We start from the raw sequence: 23223 nt of genomic DNA on the forward strand, positions 1-23223 counted from the left end.
ATGAAAACAAAGGGAAGGCCTCCGGCAGGCGGAGCCGGGAAGAAAAAGAAACATCGGGTGTCCAATGCGATCCTGGTGCTGATTTTGCTTGCCGGCGTCGCCATTGCGGGTTATCCTGCATTCAGTGATTACTGGAACAGTATGCACCAGACCCGCGCTATCCAGGGCTACGCGGAACGCGTTGCTGAGCTGGATAATGAGGAATACATTGCGGTCTGGGAGTCGGCGCTGGATTACAACCGGAGGCTGGCGGAAGATCCGAATCCCTGGGCGATGACCGACGAAGAAATAGACGACTATGAGCGTCAGCTTAACGTGGACGGAACAGGGAATATGGGTTTTGTTTCCATTCCACGGATTGACGTAAACCTGCCGGTGTATCACGGAACGAGCGACGCGGTGCTGCAGACATCTATCGGCCACATTGACGGAACCTCGCTTCCGGCGGGCAGTGTGCATCCGGATGAAGAGGATTACAGCAAGGTGGAGTTCGCCTCCCACAGCGTGCTGAGCGGTCACCGCGGCCTGCCCAGCGCCAAACTGTTCAGCGACCTGGACGCAATGGAGGTAGGTGACGTGTTCTACCTGAACATCCTGGACCAGACACTGACCTACCAGGTAGACAAGATTACGGTTATCCTTCCGGAGGACAGCTCCGAGCTGACGCTTTTTCCCGGCAAGGACTACTGTACCCTGATGACCTGCACCCCTTACGGCATCAATACACACCGGCTGCTGGTGCGCGGCGTCCGGGTGGAAAATGATAAGAAACTGCTGGATGTACGTGTGACGGCGGACGCCCTGAAGGTTGAGCCGCTGTATGTGGTTCCGTTTATCGCAGGCCCGGTTTTACTGGTGATGATCCTGTGGGTTATCCTGTTCGCAGGGCGGAAAAAGAAGTCAAGATATTACTGAACGAAAAAAACAATACAAATACTCCTGAAAGGCCGGAAATATCCGGCCTTTTTAGTACAAATTATTGACAAAAACAGGAAAAAGATACATAATAAACATGGCTAACTATGCGATGTAACTAACCTTTCAAAAAGGTTGTAGAATATACAGAAGAAGGTTTGTTTCATGAATCGGAAGCGTGTTTTCCGGCGCACTGGAACAGGGAGGAGAATATTATCTTTCCTCTTTGCTTTCGTGTGGCTTTTTTCCGCTTCCGATATTTCTTCATATGCTGAGAACATCATCTATTCCGAACCCGTCACAGCGCCGATCCGGGCGATCGGTACGCCGCAGCCTGACGAGGCTGAGGTGGAGCCGCTCGGTCTTCCCGAAACGGATGAAAACCCTGCAGAAGCTGACATCCTTCCTGAGAAAGAAACCGGAGAAAATGAAACAGAGCTGACCGAAGAAGAATCCTCAACGGAGGAAACCGGAGAAGCCCCGGAGACCGAAGAAGGGGATTATGTAAACCAGAACCCGGATAAGCCGGATAATACGGGAGATCCTGCGGGAAAACCGGAACAAAACCAGCCGGAAGAAGACGCCGGGAGCAGCGAAACCGAAGCGGACAGTGAAGCAAATCCGCCGGAAGGCGAGCCTGAGGAATTGCCCGATACAGACACCGCGGAAGATGAACCGGAAGCTGAACCCGAAGATGAACCGGAAACGGAACGAACCTGGTACGCCGGGAGTCTGACGGCTGAAACAGAAGGCTGCTCAGTTCGGATTGATTATCCGGTAGAAGCCCATATCGATGAAAACGCCAGCCTTTCCCTGGAAACCGCGAAAGGCGCGGAACTGTACACTGCGCTGAAATCAGCGGCCAGAGTGATCCGGAATGAAGAAAACGAAACCTGGAAACAGCAGGTGACGGAAGACGGAAACCGGTTCTATGTGCTGAAGATGACCGATCCGGAAGGAAACGAAATCCTGCCGGAAGCCGGCATGAACCTGATCTGTGAACAATCTGAAAGCCCTGAAGGCGTGACTTACTTCCTGGCCGGCGACAATGCCCGGATCCTGGAAGCACAGGACGGTACGCTGCTGATCAGCGATTACCGTATGGAACCCTTTGGATACGCGACTGTTGAGCGGATCCAGACAGGAATTGTCACGCAGGAATTCCAGGCTCCGGATTACCTGGTGACGGCTGCGTACGGCCCGGAAGCCGGATTCCCGTCCGATACGGAGATGAAGGTGCGGGAGATCCGCCCGGATACGCCGGAATACGCGATATACAGCGGCATGACGGAAGAAACGCTGGGTGAGGAATGGAGCGAAATCACCCTGGAACGTTATTTCGATATTACCTTTGTCAGCGGCGGAAAAGAAGTGGAACCGCAGGCGGAAGTGGACGTGCAGATCGTTTTCAAGGACGTCATTGAACTGACGGAGGAGCATGACGTCCAGGCGGTTCATATTGAGAATAACGAAGCCAAGGTGATCGAATCCGAGACGGAGTCCAATGAGGACGCCGCCAAACAGAGCCAGGAACTCATCGATACAGTGTCCTTCACAGCAGACAGCTTCTCTGTGTACGGCGTCGTGCGGCGCACAAAGATTACGCAGAAAGTGCTGGCAGCAGACGGAAACACCTATGAAATCAGCGTAACCTACGGCCAGGACGCATCCATCCCGGCGGACGCTGAACTGGTTGTGACGGAGCTGCTGCCCGGAGACGAGCGGTATGCGGAACATCTGCAGCAGGCTGTGAGGGCAGCGCTTGAACAGTCCGGGGTGGAAATCCCCGCGGAGGATGAAGGCGTCTATATCCGTGAAGACCAGTACGGCCGGTTCTTCGATATCGAGATCCGCTCCGGCGGGCTGAAGATTGAACCCGAAGGCAATGTGACCGTGAAGATCGGCCTGGCGGACGCTCCGGAAGAGCGGAAAGATGAACTGCTGGTGGTTCACTTTGCGGGATCGGAACCGGATATCCTCGGCACAGAAACAGAGACAGAGGGCACGATTCGCTTTGAGACGGATTCCTTCTCTGTATACGGTGTGATTACCATGCCATCCAGCACGCCACAGAACAACCTGGCTGACCTGGACAGCAGAAGGTTCACCATGAGCCACAATAACCTGTATGTGACCAAAACCATTGATGCGGGTACAACCAACCAGTTCCATAAAACCAGAAACGCGAATGAAGCGACCGTCTGGACATTTGAAGCGACGGGTACCGCAGGCGTCTATAATATCTTTACCACCGACGCACAGGGCAACAAACAGTACATGAATCTGAACCGCCGCGATGGCAGCCGCGCTCACGCGGCCCTGAGCAGTACGCCCATGGGATTCAGGGTTACCCGTGACAATAACGGCAGATACGAGATTCAAACAGCTGAACCCCAAAGCAACGTTTTGTTCTACCTGAACGAATTCAACGGCGGAACCGGATTTGCCGGTTGGTATCAGAGAAATACCGCAGACGATCTTTTTGACCTGCAGTTCATTGATCCCGTGATGGAAAACGGCAAGGAATATATGGTCCTTGTGAAGTATGACGGGAATTACTACATTGTCAACAACGACGCCAGCCTGACACGGGTTGATTATGATGCCGTGAACAACAAGGTGGCGGTTGAAAACCCGATGCTGTGGACTGTTGACGGAGACAATCCCAACAAACACATTTACTTCCGGTCGGAAGCATCCGGATATACTTCTGACCAGCTGCCGTCTGACTATTACCGGCGGTACCTGGATCCCAGCCAGCCCGGCGCCCTGACAGAGGAAAACAGCGACAATGTCAGCGTGGACTGGCATTATAACCAACGGTGGCGGGACGATACGGGAACGTATATTTACCCGGCGACGGTCAACAGACCGAGCAACGTCGAAAACAACGCCAGCGTGAACTATTACAATCAGCAGGTGTATGAAGGCCAGTGGAACGCCAACAATCACCTGGGCGTTGAGCTGAACAGCAACGGCGTTCCCGTCCGCCTGGTGGGAGGACAATCCGCGGCTAACGGGGTGGAGATCCTGTTTGCGGATCCAACAGAGGTCAAGGAACCGATCGCCCGGAACCATTCCGTGAACCATATAGATATCTCCATCGCCGGCGAATCCCGGGTTGCCGTGCCCCTTGCATACGGCACCTATTACTACCAGGATCCGTCTACCGGAGAAATGATCGAATATAACGTTACAACGAATGTTTCCCTGAACCTCAGCACGAAAGTATCCATTAATCCCGAAGACATGAAACACGCCACGATCAAGGCATATGACAAGAATAATAATGAGCTGGATGACGCATTCGTTATCACCGGTTATTCCTCCAATGCCCATAACGACGTAAGCGCCGTACAGGTTCGCGTTGAAGGCCGGTTCAAGGTGGCAACAGTCAATACTGCCTATAACTGGTGGGAAGATACCAACTCCGACCGCATGAAGCGGGAACGCCTGAACAACCCGATCACCTATGTTGTTTCGGCCATCAAGAACCAGGACTTCAACATGATTGATCCGGACCGCGGCCAGTTGTATGAAAAAATGGCTGACGGGACGTATAAACCGCTGTCCCTGAACATGGACGTGGACATGACGGCCAGCTTCACATACTTTGATACCGCCAATGAGTGTCCGCCCGCGCGCTGGAACTATAACCTGTGGCAGAGCGGCGGCATCATCGACGGCAGCGGCATGGATTTTGTCCTGGGCGGTGATACGGAAGCGGCCAGCACAAGCGTTGTGGCGCTTGAAGTGACAAAGCAGATTGTGGATGAAAACGGAGTGATGGTCCATCCTGCGGAAAAGATTATCCACAGCGTGGATATCTACGGAAATACCGCGAAGGACGCGAACGGCATGGTGGCCAATCCCAACATTGTGGCAGAAGTAAACGTCGAACAGTACGGTACGGATTTTACTCCCTCGGGCTATTCGAAAATACATTCCAAGAATATCGCTGTCGGGCCGAACGGCATGACGATTGTATATGACTATGCCATTAAGCCGGGCATGTACTACGTGACGGAAGACAAAGATACCATTGCACCATCCTTTGTTGATACAGCCGGGGATACGTGGGAATACAAGGAAACATATATCAAAACGGAATACGTCCGCCGCGGCAACAAGTACGACGACAAGACGGTTTATCCGGACATATACCATTTCAGCAAAAACTACACCATGAGCGATCCGGTGTTTGCCGCTGTTCCTGAAGTGGTCGGCACTTTCAAACGTCTGGACAATGTGGAGAAGAAGAACGGTATTGTTGAATTCTATATTTATAACGTATACGTCAATACCAGCCATACCACTCTGGAAGTGGAAAAGAAGTGGGCGGAGGGTACCCCGATTCCGGCGGAAGGCGAGGTTACTTTCGAACTGTATTACGCGAAGCGCCAGAAGACTGATCATGGAGAACCGTTAGCTGCATTGACGCCATGGCCGGATTATGACGAATACCTGCCCGCAACAGGCGATCCGATTTTCGATCCCAAAATCAATACCGTGCTGACCGTGAGTGCCCATGAAGCCGCGCCTGACTGGCTTGTTACCTTCACGGGAATGCCCAAGACCTGGCGGGACAGCGAGGGCAACGAATGGGAACTGGACTATTACGCCAGGGAAACCGCGGTGACCGTAAACGGCACCAATATCAGCAGTCAGTATATCCAGACCATTGTCAAGGAAGACGCCGCACCGGAGGAAGCAGACGTATCAGACGGAAAGGTGACCATTACCAACGCCGCGGCGAAAACCAACACAACGGTGAAAAAGACCTGGTCTGATGACGCGGCCCATTATAACGAAGAGACTTTAACCCTGAAGCTTGTCCGCTACAGGAAGGATGCTCCGCCTGAACCGGAGGACGGCATCCTGAACATTACGCATATCACCTCCGGCATTCCGGCTTCTCCGCAGCTGCCGGCCGGTTTTAAAGTGTCCTATTCCTATACCGGGCCTGTCTCCGCTTCCGGTGTTCCTGCCGGCAATTATGAAGTGTCGCCGGGACAGTATACGGTTACCGCAACCGTGACAGACGGTGCTGCGCCTTTTGGCTATACCTACAGTTTCACCTCGGATCCGGTTACGGTGAACGTGCCTGAAAACGGCGTTGCAACCGCTGAATTCACAAGCTTCTATTCACAGAACGCAGGAACGCTCAATGTTTCTCATATTTCCAACGGACTGCCCAATTCTCCGCAGCTGCCGTCAGGATTTGCTGTGACCTATTCCTGCACCGGAAACGGAACCACCTTTGATCTGCAGCCGGGAGACAACACGCTTCCCGCCGGCACATATGTTGTGACTGCCAATGTTACAAACGGAGCTCCGCCGTCAGGCTACAGCTATGCCAGCACGACGGAACCCATGACTGTTACCGTATACTCGAACGGCACAACGAGAACAGAATTTACCAGCTATTACGGCAGGTTTGTGAAGGTTACTGCAAAGCATATCCAGCAGAGGGGTGTTTCCTGGAACATCCAGACAGACGTATACGAGAAGCAGTTTGCGGTAGGAACGATCATTGAGATCGCATACTCAACCAATAACCTCGATAGTGAGCTTTATATCAACGGCCGGAGGGTGACTACCTTCCGCGGCGAGGGCCGGCATACCTACAGCTATACCCTTCAGCGGGAAGAGGATCTGCTGATCGAGGCGCTGGATCCCTGGTTCCCGAACGGATTTACGACCAAGATTACCGTTGAGGCAATCGGCGTTTCCGGCTCCGCGGATATCCTGCCCCGGCAGACGGCCGGTCTCAGCAACATCCGGTACACCGCGTCCGCAGGTTTCACATCCGGCGGAAGGGGACTGCGTGCCGCCGGAGTACCGGAAGGATACAATAAGGATACGGACTGGTCGGAAACCATCATCGTGAGCGGATCCGACAACTGGATCAAGGCCGTAGAGGAACTGGATGTCTACGACGAGCACGGACAACCGTATTACTACGCGATAGAAGAAGAGAATGTTCCGGAAGGCTATGACGCGGAAGCGGATGTACCGGTGATCGCAACGGACATTGAGAACGCAGAACTGACGGTGGTCAATACCTATATCAATCCGACAACAGGCAACCTGATTGTTTCCAAGAAGATCAGCGGTAATGCGGCGGATCTGACCAAAGCCTTCAACTTCACCGTGACGGCAGTGGACGCGGAGGGACATCCGATTCCCGACGGTACATACGGAGCCATGACCTTCACCGGCGGCACGGCGACCTTTACCCTGACCAACGGAGAAACCAAAAAAGCACTGGAGCTGCCGGAAGGAACCGTGTTTACGGTCAGTGAGGAAGCGGACGGCTATGTGTCTGAACGGAGCGGTGAAGACGGTGTCATCGAACCGGGATTAACCAAACATGTTGATTTTACCAATACGCGGGATACTTTTGCTGACTTGAAAATCCTGAAGACCGTGACAGGGGAAGAATTTGACGAAAACCAGGTGTTCAGCTTTACGGTGACGCTGTCCGGATATACCGGGGAGGAAACCTTTGAAACCGTGAAGACCTCCGGCGGGGAAAACAAAGATGGAACCCTGACATTTACGGACGGGAAAGCCGTCATTGAACTGAAACACAACGAAAGCCTGACAATCAAAAACCTGCCCAACGGTACGGTTTACACTGTGGAAGAGGACGATTACACACCTGAATATTATGAGCCCGAGTTTGAAAACGCCAGCGGTACGATTGAGGGCGGCGATAATGTGACGGTGGAAGCTTCCTTTATCAACCCCAAGAAGCCGGTGGTAGACATTGTGGCGGAAAAGGATTGGGGCGAAGCTGACTATATCCTGGAAGCCACTGCCGTGCGGTTTGTGCTGAAACGGAAGGCAGGCAACGGAGAACCGGAAGTCGTTGATACGGTAACCCTGACACAGGCGGATGAATGGAAAACCCACTGGGAAGACCTGGACAAGTATGTGGACGGAAGCCTGCCGGAGGATGAAAGGGCAGCGTATACCTACTTTGTTGAGGAAAACGGAGTATACTTCGGTGAACTGACGGACGGGGAAGTGCCGGAAGACGCCTGGATCACGGATGAAGAGCTGCTGGCGGATATGTATACGACATCCGGCGGCGAAGTGAACATGAGCGGAGAACACCAGAATCACGGCACGGCGAAGATTCAGAACCTGTCCGAGACAACCACCGTGATTCTTGAAAAGAACTGGCCTGATTTTGCGGACGATGCTTCCGTCGCCTGGGAGGCCACATTCCAGCTGCTGGCTGATGAAACCTCCACAGAGGATGAACCCATCACAATCCGTAAAGATACACCGGTGGAGGAAAGGACTTTTGCCAACCTGCCGAAATACAGGGTTGACGAGAACGGGGAAGCAAAGCTGATTGACTATACGGTGAAGGAAACCGCGTACAACGTCTATGAAAACGGTGATCTCCGGTTCAGCTATGACGGAACCAACTATGTTCCGGATGATCGCAACAAGCGTTATCTTTCATCTTATGATTCCGAGTTCAATGAAAACGATGAAGAAGTGATCACGGTTACCAACGTGACCACAAAGGTGAAATCCATCCGGGTTGTGAAGGAATGGATGGGTATTCCCATTGAGGAAACAAAGGATCTTCCGGCTACTTCTTTCGCTCTGGCCTACATACCGGCTACGGGATGGGGCAATCCGGAACCTTATACGGATGATACCGGTTTTGACTATACGAAAATCCGGCTGAGCTATGATAACAACTGGACCTGGGAATGCCCGGTGGAACTTCCGGAAGAATACCGGTATTTTGCCATCGAAACGCCGCTGACCAAGCCTACCTGGGACGCCGCAGACGAACATGTGCTGACGGATCCGCTGATCGATGAATTCCCGATCATGATCGAGGGATATAAGTGCCGTGACGTTATCGATACAGGCAAATGGAGCTCCCTGGTGCATTTCCAGCAGCCGCGGAACGCCAATATCGGCAATCACGGCGAAATCAAAATCCTGAACAAGCTGCCCGGTTATATGCAGATGGACCTGAAGAAAAAATTCCTGGAATACAGGGATGACGGAAACGGCGGGCAGAGCCTGTATACCACAACGGGCGAGGATCAGTCCCAGAGCAATATGATCATTGAGCTCCAGATCCTGCGGCGTACAGTGGATTACAGCTCCGGAGAGGACGTATACATTACCGGCTGGCAGAATTACGGTAAGCCCGTGAGGGTTGGCTATGACACGGCAGGCAATGAATATGTTGACAATCCAAACCCGTTTGCTGTCGCTCCCAGGGGCTCCTGGAACTATAACGTTGAGGACAATAACATCAATCACGGCCTGCCCACCAAGGGCCTTTACAGGCAGGCAGACAACTCCATTATTGTTGTCCGGTATCAGTATATCTACAAGGAAGTACAGGTGTACGACGGAAACCTGAACCCGATCGGCGGTCAGTGGACAGCCTGGCTTCCGTATGCCTGGGACGCCAACGGCGCCCGGATTCCTGTTTCCGAACTGCAGACAGCGCAGGACCAGGACCGCATGCTGAACGCTCCCGGTACATCCCTGGATATCGAAAAAACCTGGGCGGACGACCGGATTGCTGCGAATGTTGAAGAAGTCTACGTCCGGGTGGAACGCAGGGAATACGGATCAAACGGACCGTACGAAGACTACCTGTCCATTATCAGCACGGAAATGGAACTGGGCAGCCTTTCCCAGAATCACTTCATCACCAGCGGGCCGGACGTGTATAACCCGATCACAAACCGCATTGTACTGGGCCGGGAGAATGACTGGAAGGCGACCATTGACAAAGTGCAGATTTTCCCGAACGGTAACGGGCAGAAACAGTATGAATACCGGATTATAGAGACCGGATACATGGACCGGGCCGGTAACGTCTATGCGAACACCTACGTGTTTGATCCCATCACGTATTATAAACAGGGACGGAACGACGCGGACTGGGTGGACCAGGGCAATGGCCTGCTGCTGACCCGGGACGGGCCTAACAAACTGAGGGTGGAAAACACCTCCCACTTCGGACCGCTGGCAATTGTCAAACAGGTTCCTGAAGTAAGCCTGGAAGCCGCTGAAGGGCAGGAATTTGCGTTCCATGTCGATATGCTGCTGCCTCCCGGTGTTGAACTCAAACTGCTGGATCTGGAAGTGGAGAACGGAACCATCAGCGATTACACATGTGAAGGCGAAGTTGTCACGTTTACCTTGACAATCGAGGGACCGGGCGCAGTCATGATCGACGGTATTCCTTACGGTACCACCTACGAGGTGGAGGAAATTTTCGTACCGGAAGGCTGGAAACAGGATGGTGAACCGGTTTACAGCGATGAGCTGAATAAACAGATTTCCTACGATGATGAAAGGGATCCTGTGGAAAGCGTCACCCTCACCAATATTGAAACCACATCCGTCACGGCTGAAAAAACCTGGAAGAAGAACGGGGAAGCCGCAGAATGGCCCGGGGACATTACAGAGATTACAGTGGGCCTGTACCGCAGTCTGAACGGCGGTGAACCGGAACCGGTAACGGACGAGGAAGGTAATCCCTGCAGCCTTTCCTTCAGGGAGACAACCTATGCGCCCGGCCGGACGTTCACAGACCTGCCTGTTTATGATGACGAAGGTCATCCCATTGACTACAGCATCCGGGAACTGAGCATCACCGGCGGACAGGAGACGGCGGACGTAACCGATGACGTTGTCACCCTGAGAGGCAAGACCTGGCAGGTGTCGTATACAGAAACGGATGAGGACAACACAACAGTCATCACGAACAGCCTGACAGAAATCCATATTCTGAAAGTTGACCTGAAAAACAGCGAACCGCTGGCAGGCGCGGAGTTCATGCTTGAGAAGCGCAACGGTGAAACCTGGGAAGTGTTCAGGGATCAGATCACCGTTGGCGAAGACGGGGATGAAAAGGGCCGGGCCACCGTGGAAGGACTGACAAACGGCGCCTACACCTTGCGGGAAACAAAGGCACCGCCCGGATATACCCCGCTGGGCACGCCTGTCGGCTTTACCGTGGAGGACGGCGTTATCCGCTTCACAAACACGGAGCACGTGACTTACGATGCACAGACCGCCACATTCAGGGTGGAAAACAAGACCGGACTGGTGCTGCCTAGTACAGGCGGACCCGGAACACAGGCATGGACGGCCATCGGAATGGCGCTGATCCTGTTTGCAGGCCTGATGCTCCTGATGAGACGAAGAAAAAACATGCAATAACTCCGTGTGTAACCGATCATGCAACTGTTTCGGTATATAATGTAATCCATACGAAACGGGAAAGGAAGAAAAGAGAACCCGCTGCAGTCACGTGAAGGAGGTGACGAAAATGACCCGGCGACTCAGAATGATCCTGACGATGATTCTGGCTGTGATGCTGTGCGTCGTTTTCAGCATACCCTCGTTGGCTTTTGAGGCAGACAATCTCCTGCAGGAAACCGTTCCGGCAGAAGAGACGATGACAACACTGGCTCCGGAGCCGACGGTTACCGTATCCCCTCCGGTGGAAATTGCGGTGATTGAGGATGAAGACTGGGGAAACGTCGGGCCGGAAAAGCTGGACGTGACTGTTACACCTGCCGCCGCAGAGGAAACGGTGAGCGGCGGGGAGACCGAACCGGAGGCACCGGACTTACAGGAAGATCTTCTGGCGGAGGAAGAGACTGCTGCGGAACCTGCTGCAGCAGAACCGGAAACTGCTCCGGAAGAAGAATTGCCTGCTGCGGATCAGCAGCAGGAAACCGAACCGGCAGCAGAGAACACTGTGGAAGAACCGGCGGCAGAGAATACGGCTGAAGAACCGGCAGCAGAGACCACGGCTGAAGAACCGGCCGGGGAAATAGCGGAAGAACAGCCGATACCAGACGCAGCCGAACCGGCTGACCTGCCCGACGCGGATGAGTCCGGGGAGGGAAGCTCCGATGAGGCAAACCCGGAGGAAGAAGAAACTGCAGAGCCGGAAAGCGAGCCTGAAACTGAAAAGGCACGTGTGACGGTGAAGGTGGAAATCACCATGATCGATGAGACGGTGATGCGTCTCCTGGCGGTAGTGGATGATCCTGAAGGACGGGAATTCCTTTACCAGTGGCAGGTGTCTGAGGACAGCGGGATGACCTACACGGATATTCCTGAAGCCACCACGGACGAACTGAAGGTTGAACTGACTGACGAGAACATCAGCGACATGTGGCGCGTCAGGGTGCAGGCCATCTGAAAACAATGAATGACAGGACGGATCCGCAAGGGTCCGTCCTTTTCCATGCTTGTTTTTAAAGGGTTCATCCGGTATAATACAGGAGCGCTTTTCGAACAGAAAAGTAAAAAACTGATCAGAAAGAGAACAGGGAAAATGAAGAAAACGATTCTGAAAAAATACGCCCGCCTGATTGCCGAATGCGGCGCGAATGTCCAGAAAGGACAGGACGTATTCATCCAGGCCGGCATGGATCAGCCGGAGTTCGTCAAAATGGTGGCGGAGGAATGCTACAAACTGGGCGCCAACAGGGTGGTCGTTGATTTTGACTACCCGCAGCTGACCAAGCTGGCTATGCGCTACAGCAGTGTGAAAACGCTGGGCAACCTGACGAATTACCAGAAGGCCCGCTGGGAGTACTATGTGGAGAAACTGCCCTGCAGGATCTATATTGAATCTGACGATCCGGACGGACTGAAGGGCATTAACCAGAACAAGATGCTCAAAGTTCAGCAGATGAAATATCCGCTGCTCAAAGGCTATATGGACCAGATGGATAACAAGTACCAGTGGTGTATCGCCGCTGTGCCCGGTCCGGCCTGGGCAAAGAAAGTGTTCCCCGGAATGAGGACGAGCCAGGCTGTGGAAAAAATGTGGGAAGCAATCCTTTCCACCAGCCGGGTGAATGATGATCCGGTAGCTGCCTGGAAGGAACATAACGCTGACCTGAAGTCCCGGTGCGATTACCTGAACAGCCTGGGCATTGAGGAACTGCACTATACCGCCGGAAACGGAACCAACTTTACGGTGGGAATGATTCCGGAAGCTGAATTCAAGGGCGGCGGAGATACCAGCCTGCAGAACATTTTCTTTAACCCGAATATCCCCACGGAAGAATGCTTCATTTCTCCCAGGAAAGGGAAGGCGGAGGGTATTGTTTACTCCAGCCTGCCGCTGAGCTACCAGGGACAGCTGATTGAAAACTTCAATATCCGCTTTGAGAACGGCAAGGCTGTGGAATGGCATGCGGAGAAGAATGAGCAGCTGCTGACAAACATGCTGACAGCGGATGAGGGCGCATCCTATCTGGGCGAGTGCGCGCTGATTCCTTATGATTCCCCGATCCGCAACAGCGGGGTGCTCTTCTACAACACGCTCTTTGATGAGAACGCTTCCTGCCACCTGGCGGTGGGCAGGGGCTTTGCCGATACGATCAGGGGCTTTGAGAACAAAACCCTGGAGGAGTGCCGTGAACTGGGCATCAATGACTCCATGATCCATGTGGACTTCATGATCGGCACTGAAGACATGAATATCGACGCGAAGACCCGGGACGGTAAGACCGTACCGATTTTCCGCAACGGCAACTGGGCATTCTGAGGCCTTTACAGAAGCAGTCCTGCATATGGACTGCTTCTGTTTTATGATTGCGCGCAAACGTTTACCGTGTTAAAATAAAAAAGTTGGAGAATAATGAGCTTCCCTATATAATTCAGAAAACAATCAATCGGAATTACAGGAGGAACGAGGCATGAATTACGGCTATTTTGATGAGAAAGCCAGAGAGTATGTGATTACCAATCCCAATACCCCTGCCCCCTGGGCGAACTATCTCGGATCGCCGGATTACGGTGCCATCGTCACTGTGAACGCCGGCGGATACAGCTTTGTCAAGAGCGGTGCCGCAGGCCGGATCCTGCGCTATACCTTCAACCAGTTTGACGAGCCCGGCCGGTATATCTACCTGCGGGATGAAGAAACCGGGGATTTCTGGTCCGCCAGCTGGAAGCCGGTGGCAAAGCCCCTGGATACCTATAAGAGCGAATGCCATCACGGCACAAGCTATACCGAGATCATCAGCGAGTATAACGGAATCCGGAGCCGGGTTCTGTACTACGTACCCATGGGCGCGACCCATGAAGTATGGAGGGTCAACCTGGAGAACCTGACCGACCGGGAACGGAAGATCAGCGTGTTCGGCTACTGTGAGTTTACAACAGAAAGCCTGTATACCCAGGACCTGGTGAACATGCAGTATACCCAGTTCATCACCAAGACGGAGTTCCATGATACCTTTCTGCTGGAGCAGATCAATGAGTTCAACTATCCGAGACCGGACGGAACCACCGGACGGGAACGCTTCTTCGGCCTGGCCGGGGCGAAGGTGGCCAGCTATACCGGACGCCGGGAGCAGTTCCTGGGACGGAACCGTTTTGACAAGCCCCAGGCCGTGGCGGACGGAAAGTGCGACAACAGCCTGAACTACAACGGCAACCCCTGCGGCGCACTGCAGTTCAGCGCAGCGCTGAAACCCGGTGAAAAGACAACGGCTGCCTTCCTGCTGGGCCAGAAGACCGTGTTTGAAGCGAAGGAGATCATGGACCGCTATGATCGGACAGCGGAAATCGTGGACAGGGAACTGGCAGAGCTAATCAGCTACTGGCATGGCGAACTGGCCAACCTGAAGATCTGTACACCGGACAAGAACTTCGATACGATGGTGAACACCTGGAACGCTTTCCAGTGCTTCATTACCTTTATCTGGAGCCGGGCAGCCAGCCTGGTTTACTGCGGCGAGCGCAACGGCTACGGATACCGGGATACGGTACAGGATATCCAGGGCATTATGCATCTGGATCCGGAACTAGCCCGGAAACAGCTGACCTTTATGCTCAGCGCCCAGGTTCATCACGGCGCAGGCCTGCCGCTGGTCAAGTTTACCCATAACGCAGGGCATGAGGATACGCCGGAACAGGAAAGCTATGTAAAAGCTACCGGACACCCCAGCTACCGGGCGGATGACGCGCTGTGGCTGTTCCCGACGGTGTACAAGTATGTTGCGGAAACCGGCAATACGGACTACCTGGATGAAGAGATTCCCTTCGCGGACAAGGACGTTGGCACGGTACGGGAACACCTGAAGCGGGCAATCAACTTCAGTATGACCCACCTGGGCCCCCACGGCATGCCTGCGGGACTGCACGCGGACTGGAACGACTGCCTGGTGCTTGGATCCCAGGGAGAGAGCACATTCGTAGCATTCCAGCTGTATTATGCGCTGAACATTATGAAGGAGTTCTGTGAAAACGAGCCGGACTATGTGAAGTACCTGGATGAAACGGCCGAAAAGCTGCTGAAGATCCTGAACGAAAAATGTTTCGAGGGTGACCGGTTTATCCGCGGCTTCCGTGAGGATGGCGTTGTCATCGGCAGCAAAAAGGACAAGGAAGCCAATATGTGGCTGAATCCCCAGAGCTGGGCCGTGATCAGCCGCGGCGCCACAGCCGAACAGGCGGAAGCCATCCTGAACACGGCCTGCGAGAAACTGAATACTCCCTACGGCCTGGAACTGATGCAGCCGAGCTACCGGTATGAATATTTTGAAGGTGCACGGATGAGGCTGTTCAACCCGGGCACCAAAGAAAACGGCGGTATTTTCTGCCAGCCCCAGGGCTGGGCGATCCTGGCCGAGGCTCTGTGCGGACACGGCAACCGGGCCTTCCAGTACTTTAAGGAGAGCAGCCCGGTATCCTTCAACGATGACGCTGACCGCCGGGTGATCGAACCCTACGTCCACGGACAGTTCATCGAAGGACATGAAAGCCCCTTCGCCGGTCGGAGCCATGTGCATTGGCTGACCGGTACAGCCAGCACCGTAATGGTCGGATGCGTGGAAGGTATCCTTGGACTGCGGCCGACGACTGCAGGTATTGAGATTTCTCCCGCCATTCCGCAGGAATGGAACGGCTTCACGATGGAAAAGGTTTTCCGTGGAAAGAAACTGCACATTACCGTGGATAACAGCGCGCACAAGGAAGGCAAGCCCACGAAGGTTATCCTGAACGGCGTTGAGCGCGCAGCCGGTGTGATTCCGGCGGATGAGCTCAGGGAAGAAAACGACATTACGGTTGTTATGTAAGATGAAGATTATCGCAAGAATCCGGAATCCCTATGATGGTAAATTCGGGGTGCCCCGGCAGAGCGGCCTGGTGGAACAGGTGGTATCGACCATCGTGTTTGAACCGGAATACCGTGTGGCGGAAGCGCTGCGGGGCATCGAGGAGTTTTCTCATCTGTGGCTGATCTGGGGCTTTGACCGTGCTGAAAGGGAAAACTGGTCACCGACAGTGCGGCCGCCCCGGCTCGGCGGCAACCAGCGGGTAGGGGTATTTGCCACCCGTTCTCCCTTCCGGCCCAATGCTGTCGGCCTGAGCTGTGTGAAGCTGCTGGGCGTGGAAAAGGGGAACGAGGGCACCGTGCTGAAGGTGGCCGGAGCGGATCTGATGAACGGTACGCCGATCTATGATATCAAGCCTTATCTGCCCTATGCGGACTGCAGGCCAGAAGCGACAGGCGGATTCACAGACCGGACGGAAAAACGAACCGTGGAAGTGGAGATCCCGGCGGAATGTGCGAAGGCGATGAAACCGGAAGACCTGGAGGCGCTGAAGGCGGTGCTCCGGGAGGATCCCCGGCCGGCTTATCAGGATGATCCGGAACGGGTGTATGCGTTTGAATTTGCGGGGAAGAACGTAAGGTTTGTAGTTGAAGGAAAAGTGCTGAAAGTTGTTTCAATTCAGAATTCAGAATTCAGAATTCAGAATTAATGGTCAACCGGAAGTTAAAGGCTTTGAACATGTTGAGAAAATGGGAGTGTGCGGCATGCACATTCCTTTTTTATTCCGTGCGACAGGGTACAGGTATATATAATTCTGAATTCTTAATTCAAAATTCTGAATTGTACGGGGCAACACGGATGACATTGTATTTGAACTGCATTTTGGGTTGCTATTTTCAAAGAACTATGGCATACTATGCACATGGTTGAAAAACAACCCTGTGGGACAAATGCGTCCCACTCAATATAAGGAGGATGAAATCATGGAACGTGTTTATAACTTTTCTCCCGGACCTTCCCAGCTGGCTCTTCCTGTGCTCGAAAAAGCCCAGAAGGATCTGGTCTGTTATGGTGATACAGGTATGTCCGTGATGGAAATGAGCCATCGCAGCAAGATGTACACTGATATCTACGACAAGACTGTGGCAGATCTCCGTGACCTGATGAACATCCCCGAGGATTATGACGTGGTGTTCCTGCAGGGCGGCGCTACCCAGCAGTTCTCTGCTGTTCCGCTGAACCTGATGGTCAACAAAAAGGCTGACTATATCGACAGCGGTAACTTCGCTCACCTGGCTGCTGAAGAAGGCAAGCGTTACGGTGAAGTGAACGTCGTGGCTTCCAGCCGTGAAGACGTTTATACCTACATTCCTGACCTGGATGCCATCAAGTTCAATGATGATGCCGACTATGTGCATATCACCCAGAACAACACCATCTACGGTACTCGCTTTGTGGAACTGCCCAAGTGCAAGGCGCCCATCGTCTGCGACGCCAGCTCCATGATCCTGAGCGAGGAAATGGACGTGACCAAGTACGGTGCCATCTATGCCGGTGCCCAGAAGAACATCGGACCGAGCGGCCTGTGCGTTCTGATTGTGAAGCATGACCTGATCGGCCACGCTATGGATATCTGCCCGAAGCTGCTGAACTGGCAGGTTCAGGTGGAAAAGGGAAGCATGTACAATACGCCCAACACCTGGGGTATTTACCTGGCCGGCCTGACCTTCGAGTGGCTGAAGAGCATCGGCGGCGTGAAGGCTGTTGAAAAAGTGAACATCGAAAAGGCTGCCATGATGTATGACTTCCTGGACAACAGCAAGCTGTTCAAGGCTACTGCCCAGCCCAAGTACCGCAGCCGCATGAACGTCACCTTCGTGACCGGCGATGCCGATAAGGACGCTGCCTTCGTAAAGGCTGCCGCCGCTGAAGGTCTGGTCAACCTGAAGGGCCATCGTTCCGTCGGTGGTATGCGCGCCAGCATTTACAACGCAATGCCCATCGAAGGCGTGCAGAAGCTGGTTGCCTTCATGAAGAAGTTCGAGGCTGAAAACGCGTAATAACGTTGAAGGAGAAAAACCGATGTATAAGATTCAGACGCTGAATGCGATTTCGGATATCATCCATACCCAGCTGAGCGCTGATAAGTATACCGTGAGCAAGGACGAGCCCGTGCCGGACGCGATCCTGGTACGCAGCGCCGCCATGCACGATATGGAATTCGGACCGGAACTGCTGGCCATCGGCCGCGCCGGCGCCGGTGTCAACAACATCCCGATCGACCGCTGCTCCAAGGAAGGCATTGTGGTCTTCAATACGCCTGGTGCCAACGCCAATGCGGTGGCGGAACTGGTGATCTCCGGCATGATGATGTGCGGACGGAAAATCGCGGATGCCTTGGAATGGGTGAAAACCCTGAAGGGCAAGGGCGATGAAGTGGCCAAATTGGTGGAAAAGGGAAAGAGCCAGTTTGTCGGCGCTGAAGTCCGGGGTAAAACCCTGGGCGTAATTGGTCTGGGCGCTATCGGTTCTATCGTAGCCAATGCCGCCAGCCGCGGCCTGGGTATGAACGTCATCGGTTATGACCCGGGAATCTCCGTTGAACGCGCCTGGAGCCTGAGTACTTCCGTTCATCGTGCGGCTTCTGAGGATGAGGTCCTGGCGCAGGCTGATTTCATCACTTTCCATATTCCGCTGAATGATTCTACCCGTGGTTCCATCAATGCTGAGAAGTTCGCAAAGATGAAGGACGGCGCCTGCATCCTGAACTTCGCCCGCGGCGAACTGGTGAACACAGCTGATATGCTGGCGGCCCTGGAAAGCGGCAAAATCGGACGCTATGTGACCGACTTCCCGAACGATGATATCATCGGTGCGAACAATGTGGTCTGCATTCCTCACCTGGGTGCCAGTACGCCTGAGAGCGAAGAGAACTGCGCCAGCATGGCGGCTGCGGAAATCCGGGATTACCTGGAGAACGGCAGCATCCATAACAGCGTGAACTATCCTGAAGTGCAGCTGGGCGAGCCGGACGCTGTCCGCGTCCTGGTACTGCATGAGAATATCCCGAACATGATTTCCAACATCACCGCTGCCGCGGCGAAAGAAGGAATCAACATCGAGAACATGGTCAACAAGAGCCGCAAGGACATGTCTGTGACCGTGATGGAGATGGCGGAACTGCCGTCCAGCCATGCGCTGCAGACGCTGCAGGAACTGCAGGGGATTATCAGGATTCGGACGTTTACAAAAGAGTAAATCCTGCATTTGGGGTTTCAAATTCAGAATTAAGAATTCAGAATTAATGGTTAAAACACACCGGAGAAGATTTCTACGGTGTGTTTTTCGCATGTAAATGACAACGTGGGCAATGCGGAAGGGACGACTCGGGAAGGTTCTTTTCGTTCCAAGGATGCGGCAAGAGCATTACAGGGGGACAGACCCACAGTCACATTTTCTTCGAAAACAGTGACAGTGGTTCAGTCCCCACCGTCACACTCCTGCCGCTTCTACGCCACGGATTGTGATAATTTTATTCGTTTAAACAGTATATAATATTCTTAAGTTTTAAGTTTTCAGTATTCATTATTCATTAGAAAAAGGGACTGGAATTTCTTCCAGTCCCTTTTTCTATTAGAAGCTGTAGGAATCTTTGATTTCGATGTCCTTGTAGCGCTTCATGCCGGTACCGGCGGGGATCAGCTTGCCCAGGATGACGTTTTCCTTCAGACCGATCAGCGGGTCGATCTTGCCGCGGATAGCGGCTTCGGTCAGCACGCGGGTGGTCTCCTGGAAGGAAGCGGCAGACAGGAAGCTTTCGGTGGCCAGAGAAGCCTTGGTGATGCCCAGCAGGATACGCTTGGCGATGGCGGGGGTGCCGCCTTCCATGATGGCTTTCCGGTTGGCTTCCTCAAAGTTGAAGATATCCACGAGGGAGCCGGTCAGCAGATCGGTGTCTCCGCTGTCTTCCACGCGTACCTTGCGCAGCATCTGGCGGATGATGATTTCGATGTGCTTGTCGCTCACGCCAACGCCCTGGAGGCGGTAGACGGAGAGAACTTCTTTCAGCAGGTATTCCTGGACGGCCTTCACACCGAGGATACGGAGCAGGTCATGGGGATTGACGGAACCTTCGGTCAGTTCATCGCCGGCTTCCACATGATCGCCTACGCCGACCTTCAGGCGGGAACCGTAGGTAATCTGATAAGCCTTGGTGTCCTTGGGATCCTCATCGGAGGTGATGACCAGTTCGCGGCGCTTCTTGGTCTCCTGGATGGATACCGTGCCGGCGATTTCAGCCAGGATGGCGTCACGCTTCGGCTTGCGAGCCTCGAACAGTTCCTCAACGCGGGGAAGACCCTGGGTGATGTCGTCAGCGCCTGCGATACCGCCGGTATGGAAGGTACGCATGGTCAGCTGTGTACCGGGTTCACCGATAGCCTGTGCGGCGATGATACCGACGGCTTCACCGACATCCACCTTGCCGCCGTGGGCCATGTTCTCGCCGTAGCAGCGGGCACAGACGCCGTTTTCGGTGCGGCAGGTGAGGACGGAACGGACAGTGGCCTTGGTGATGCCCCTGGCAACGATCTCACGGGCCATCTGGTAATCGATGGGCTCGTTCAGCCGGACCAGCACTTCGCCGGTGGCGGGATCGACGATGTCTTCAGCAGCGGTACGGCCGCGGAGACGATCTTCCAGGGACTCAATGGACTGCTTGCCGCTCATGAGTTCGGCCACGCTGATACCGCGGACCTTTTCACCACGGGATTCGAAGCAGTCATCTTCCCGGACGATAACTTCCTGGGAAACGTCCACCAGACGACGGGTCAGGTAACCAGAGTCAGCGGTACGCAGGGCGGTATCGGCCAGGGACTTACGGGAACCGTGAGAGGAGAGGAAGAATTCCAGAACCGTCAGGCCCTCACGGAAGTTAGCGCGGATAGGCAGCTCGATGGTCTTACCGGAAGGAGAGGCCATCAGGCCGCGCATGCCGGCCAGCTGGGACACCTGCGCGGAAGAACCGCGGGCGCCGGAGTCGGTCATCATGCGGATCGGGTTGAACTTATCGAGGTTCGGCAGGATCTGGTTCTTCAGATTCGCGGTGCACTCGGTCCAGATATTGATAACGCGGTTGTAACGCTCGTCTTCGGAAAGAAGACCCTTGCGGTACAGGGCGTTGACCTTGCGGACAGCCTCGTCAGCTTCTTCCAGCATGGTCTTCTTCACTTCAGGCACCTTGATGTCCGCAACGGACACGGTGATGGCGCCCACGGTGGAGTACTTGAAGCCCAGCGCCTTGATCTTGTCCAGCACCTGGGCGGTCTTGTGTTCGCCCTGGGTGTGGAAGCACTGGTCAACGATCTTGGACAGCTGCTTTTTGCCGACCAGTTCATCGATTTCAAGCTTGAACATATCGTCCAGGCATTCACGCTTCACGAAACCAAGGTTCTGCGGCAGCGCGTCGTTGAAGATCAGGCGGCCCAGGGTGGTGTCGATCAGCTTGGAGCCGGATTCCTCACCGAAGGTACGGAAGATGCGGACCTTGATGGGGGACTGGAGGGTGATCTGGCCCAGGGAGTAAGCCATGATGGCTTCATCCTCGGAGGAGAAGACCCGTCCGGAACCCAGGGCTCCTTCGTGGACGATGGTCAGGTAGTAGCAGCCGATAACCATGTCCTGAGAGGGAGAAATGACCGGACGGCCATCCTGCGGCTTCAGGATATTGTTATGGGCCAGCATCAGGAAGCGGGCTTCAGCCTGGGCTTCCATGGAAAGCGGAACGTGTACAGCCATCTGGTCGCCGTCGAAGTCGGCGTTGAAAGCGGTACAGGCGAGGGGATGCAGCTTGATGGCCTTGCCCTCAACCAGGATCGGCTCGAAGGCCTGGATACCCAGACGGTGCAGGGTAGGAGCACGGTTCAGCAGAACCGGATGATCCCTGATGACTTCTTCCAGGATGTCCCAGACTTCAGGACGAACCTTTTCAACAGCCCGCTTGGCGGACTTGACGTTGTGGGAGAGCTTCAGGGAAACCAGACGCTCCATGACGAAGGGCTTGAACAGTTCCAGGGCCATTTCCTTCGGCAGACCGCACTGATACAGCTTCAGTTCAGGACCGACGACGATAACGGAACGGCCGGAATAGTCAACGCGCTTACCCAGCAGGTTCTGACGGAAACGACCCTGCTTACCGCGGAGCAGATCCGACAGGGACTTGAGGGCACGGTTTCCGGGACCAGTGACCGGACGGCCGCGGCGGCCGTTGTCGATCAGGGCGTCCACAGATTCCTGCAGCATGCGCTTTTCGTTGCGGACGATGATGTCCGGAGCGCCCAGCTCAAGCAGTCTCTTCAGACGGTTGTTACGGTTAATGACCCGGCGATACAGGTCGTTCAGGTCGGAAGTGGCGAAACGGCCGCCGTCCAGCTGGATCAGGGGACGGAGATCCGGGGGGATCACCGGCACCACGGAGAGGATCATCCACTCCGGCTTGTTGTGGCTGGTACGGAAGGATTCAACAACTTCCAGGCGCTTGACAGCACGGGCGCGCTTCTGGCCTTCGGTTTCGCGGTCGCGTTCCTTTTCGGTCAGCTGGGCGATCTCAGCCTTCAGGTCGGCGGAGAGCTTTTCAAGATCCAGTTCCTTCAGCAGGTCCTGGACAGCTTCGGCACCCATCTTGGCGACGAAGGAGCCCTTGCCGCACTTGGCTTCGACTTCACGATAACGCGCGTCATTGATCAGCTCCAGGCGCTTCAGGCCGGTTTCTTCGCTGTTGCCGGGATCAAGCACGATGAAGTTGGCGAAATACAGGACTTTTTCCAGGTTGCGGGGGGAGATATCCAGCAGCATGCCCATCCGGCTGGGAATTCCCTTGAAATACCAGATGTGGCTGACAGGAGCGGCCAGCTGAATATGACCCATACGTTCCCGGCGAACCTTGGCGCGGGTGACCTGCACGCCGCACTTATCACAGATCTTGTCCTTGTCCTTGAACTTGATCCGCTTGTATTTACCGCAGTTACACTCCCAGTCCTTGGTGGGTCCGAAGATGCGTTCGCAGTACAGACCGTCCCGTTCGGGCTTCAGCGTGCGGTAGTTAATGGTTTCGGGTTTGGTAACTTCACCGTGAGACCAGGCAAGGATCTGCTCCGGAGAAGCCATACCGATCTGAATGGAGTCAAGATTAGAAAGTTCGAACAAAAGGGGCACA

The 23223-nt window shown here is 54.3% G+C and carries 9 protein-coding genes; 8 read left to right on the top strand and 1 reads right to left on the bottom strand.

From position 1 onward, the window contains the following. The 8 genes from JRC49_14285 to JRC49_14320 all read left to right on the top strand — a co-directional run bounded on the left by JRC49_14285 (window position 1) and on the right by JRC49_14320 (window position 19268). The gene (locus JRC49_14285; protein ID QTE70933.1) at window positions 1–915 is read left to right on the top strand and encodes a class C sortase; all 915 of its coding nucleotides are present in this window, start codon (window positions 1–3) and stop codon (window positions 913–915) included. Window positions 916–1149: 234 nt separating this feature from the next. Beyond that, complete coding sequence (locus JRC49_14290; protein ID QTE70934.1) at window positions 1150–11139, top strand: Cna B-type domain-containing protein; 9990 nt, start codon at window positions 1150–1152, stop codon at window positions 11137–11139. A gap of 109 nt (window positions 11140–11248) precedes the next feature. Continuing rightward, entirely contained in the window at window positions 11249–12133 is an 885-nt protein-coding gene (locus tag JRC49_14295) for a hypothetical protein (GenBank protein ID QTE70935.1), read from the top strand. 135 nt (window positions 12134–12268) lie between these two features. After that, window positions 12269–13492 carry an aminopeptidase gene (locus JRC49_14300; GenBank protein QTE70936.1) on the top strand — a complete coding sequence of 408 codons (1224 nt, stop codon included), beginning with the start codon at window positions 12269–12271 and terminating at the stop codon, window positions 13490–13492. A 151-nt stretch (window positions 13493–13643) separates the two neighbouring features. Continuing rightward, complete coding sequence (locus JRC49_14305) at window positions 13644–16031, top strand: N,N'-diacetylchitobiose phosphorylase (protein QTE70937.1); 2388 nt, start codon at window positions 13644–13646, stop codon at window positions 16029–16031. Window position 16032: 1 nt separating this feature from the next. Further along, window positions 16033–16719 carry a tRNA (N6-threonylcarbamoyladenosine(37)-N6)-methyltransferase TrmO gene (tsaA, locus tag JRC49_14310; protein QTE70938.1) on the top strand — a complete coding sequence of 229 codons (687 nt, stop codon included), beginning with the start codon at window positions 16033–16035 and terminating at the stop codon, window positions 16717–16719. A gap of 274 nt (window positions 16720–16993) precedes the next feature. Then, window positions 16994–18070 carry a 3-phosphoserine/phosphohydroxythreonine transaminase gene (gene serC, locus JRC49_14315; GenBank protein QTE70939.1) on the top strand — a complete coding sequence of 359 codons (1077 nt, stop codon included), beginning with the start codon at window positions 16994–16996 and terminating at the stop codon, window positions 18068–18070. 22 nt (window positions 18071–18092) lie between these two features. Continuing rightward, window positions 18093–19268 (top strand): 3-phosphoglycerate dehydrogenase, encoded by a 1176-nt coding sequence (locus tag JRC49_14320; protein ID QTE70940.1) that lies wholly within the window; start codon window positions 18093–18095, stop codon window positions 19266–19268. 375 nt (window positions 19269–19643) lie between these two features. Here JRC49_14320 and rpoC read toward each other — a convergent pair whose 3' ends face one another. Further along, a complete protein-coding gene (gene rpoC, locus JRC49_14325; GenBank protein QTE70941.1) occupies window positions 19644–23213 on the bottom strand; it encodes a DNA-directed RNA polymerase subunit beta' in 3570 nt (1189 codons plus the stop codon). Between the last annotated feature and the right edge of the window lie 10 nt (window positions 23214–23223).

The organism is Clostridiales bacterium FE2011, from assembly GCA_017569305.1.
GTDB lineage: Bacteria > Bacillota > Clostridia > Christensenellales > Aristaeellaceae > Aristaeella.

What these genes read in the sequence shown, in the direction of transcription:
- JRC49_14285 (QTE70933.1), top strand. Translation starts at nt 1, where the DNA reads ATGAAAACAAAGGGAAGGCCTCCGGCAGGCGGAGCCGGGAAGAAAAAG.
- JRC49_14295 (QTE70935.1), top strand. Translation starts at nt 11,249, where the DNA reads ATGACCCGGCGACTCAGAATGATCCTGACGATGATTCTGGCTGTGATG.
- JRC49_14300 (QTE70936.1), top strand. Translation starts at nt 12,269, where the DNA reads ATGAAGAAAACGATTCTGAAAAAATACGCCCGCCTGATTGCCGAATGC.
- JRC49_14305 (QTE70937.1), top strand. Translation starts at nt 13,644, where the DNA reads ATGAATTACGGCTATTTTGATGAGAAAGCCAGAGAGTATGTGATTACC.
- tsaA (QTE70938.1), top strand. Translation starts at nt 16,033, where the DNA reads ATGAAGATTATCGCAAGAATCCGGAATCCCTATGATGGTAAATTCGGG.
- serC (QTE70939.1), top strand. Translation starts at nt 16,994, where the DNA reads ATGGAACGTGTTTATAACTTTTCTCCCGGACCTTCCCAGCTGGCTCTT.
- JRC49_14320 (QTE70940.1), top strand. Translation starts at nt 18,093, where the DNA reads ATGTATAAGATTCAGACGCTGAATGCGATTTCGGATATCATCCATACC.